This is a genomic window from Methylophaga sp. UBA4204 (assembly GCF_002379485.1).
Classification (GTDB): Bacteria; Pseudomonadota; Gammaproteobacteria; order Nitrosococcales; family Methylophagaceae; genus Methylophaga.
In genome coordinates, this window is record NZ_DFTU01000001.1 from 32,020 (window position 1) to 33,919 (window position 1,900).

Consider the following 1,900-nt stretch of genomic DNA (forward strand, 5'->3'; position numbering starts at 1 on the left):
GGCTATGAAAGATCAACAGCCCCTTGGTTATTTGGTAGCTTGATCCGCATCATCGTGCCTTTGCCATAAGGATTATCCAATGCCATCACCTCGCCACCATGCGCTTCAACCATGCCGCGGCAAATTGCCAGGCCCATTCCAGTGCCCGGTAAACTGGATTCGTGTCGATCACCTTGAGCAAGGCTGTAAAACATATTGAATACTTTTTCCTTTTCAGTATCGGCAATACCCGGTCCGTTATCGATAATATCCAGCGTTATCCAATTGTCATCATGCTGAACGATTAACTTTATTGCCAATTCTGCTGTGTTATGGCGAATGGCATTATCAAGCAGATTGAAAATGGCTTGTTCGATAATTAAACCCTGAACATAAAGCATCGGGGTATCTTCTGTTAATTCAAGCTCGAATTGCACATTATCTAATTGATGGCCCAACCGTCTTATAGCACCGTTAATCAGATCGTCGATATCCATCCATTCACGATTCAGGTTCAGTTTACCCTGGCTCAGACGAGTCATATCAAGCAGATTCTGAATATGACGGTCCAACCTGTGCGCTTCATCTTCAATGGTCTGGATCAGCAGCTGCTGATCATCAGTCGATAAATGCTGAGCATATTCACGTAATGACGAACTCGCCCCGATAATGGAAGAGAGGGGGGTACGTAAATCATGTGAAACTGAAGAAAGTAATGTGGCACGTAGTTGTTCTGTTTCTGCCAGTAATTTGGTTTGTGAGAGTTCCGCCACCAGCATGGTACGGTGTAATACCACTGCGGTTAGCTGGCAGAACGTTTCTGTAGCCGTAATTTGCTTGTCATTAATGCGTTCATTAATGGCCACCAGGCCAAGCTGTCTGCCATCCCAGCTAAGTGGAAAAAACAACCATCCCTTGTGCCAGGTTTCACCGTCCAGATGTTTGGATAGCATTAATTTAAAAACTTCTTCACCAGGATGACCACTCGATATGCCCTCCGGGTGCAAAATCAATTTAGACTCCTGCTGGATGGCAATCACCACACGACCATCATTGCTCAGAACTCGCCGTAAGGCCTCCAATAAAATTTCGATAGTGGTTTCAGTGTTGGTCGCGAAAGAGAGCTTTTGACTGAACTCATAGAAATGAGACAGCCGGTTTAATGCCATTTCCTGCTTGGCTATAGCTTCGCGCATTTGCGTCGCTAAATGTGCCGTCATCAATGCCACCATCAAAAATATAATTAATGTGGCGACATCCGCTTTGTGCAGAATATTAAAAGTGTAATAAGGCTCAGTAAAAAAGTAATTGAAAGCCATAAAGCTGAACAAGCTGCTTAATAAAGCCGGACCAAAACTGGTTTTGGCTGATATCAGCAACACACCCGCCAGAAACAGTAATAACAGACTGGTGTAGGGCAGATAACGGTTAAGCACCTGGGCAAACAACACGATCACAAAAATCAATCCGATCGCGAGCAGATAATGTTTGAGCGGAGTATTAGTTGGAAGAAAACGCATAGCTGATCGCTTTTTCTGGAAAATTCTTAAAGTTGTTTTAACAATAAATCGCATTTAAAAAAGTAAAATTTATATAAAATTTTTATCTTTTTTTTAGCTGACTTTCAGTCTCCTGAAACCAATAATCCATTAACGTTGATTATAGGGATGAATAGACTGATGTTAAGTTTTACCAAGTTGTTTCAAAGGCATATTACACCGTGTGTTGCTTGGCTTACATTTTTGATTGAGGTCGTAAGCTAATGCATTGGCGAGCCATCATCCGGTTATTTGGTTTGCTGTTGATGTTTTACAGTCTCAGCTTTCTGCCTTCATTAATCGTTTCATGGATCTACAGCGATGGACAATGGATAACCTTTATCGGGTCCAGCCTGATTGTGTTTTTATTGGGATTATCGTTG

At 42.4% G+C, this 1,900-nt stretch carries 1 protein-coding gene; it reads right to left on the reverse strand.

Annotated features, from left to right (window positions below; translation table 11 throughout):
- Positions 1–2 precede the first annotated feature (2 nt).
- On the reverse strand, positions 3–1,499 hold the full coding sequence (locus tag B3182_RS00170) for a sensor histidine kinase (protein ID WP_292357006.1): 1,497 nt from the start codon (positions 1,497–1,499) through the stop codon (positions 3–5).
- Between the last annotated feature and the right edge of the window lie 401 nt (positions 1,500–1,900).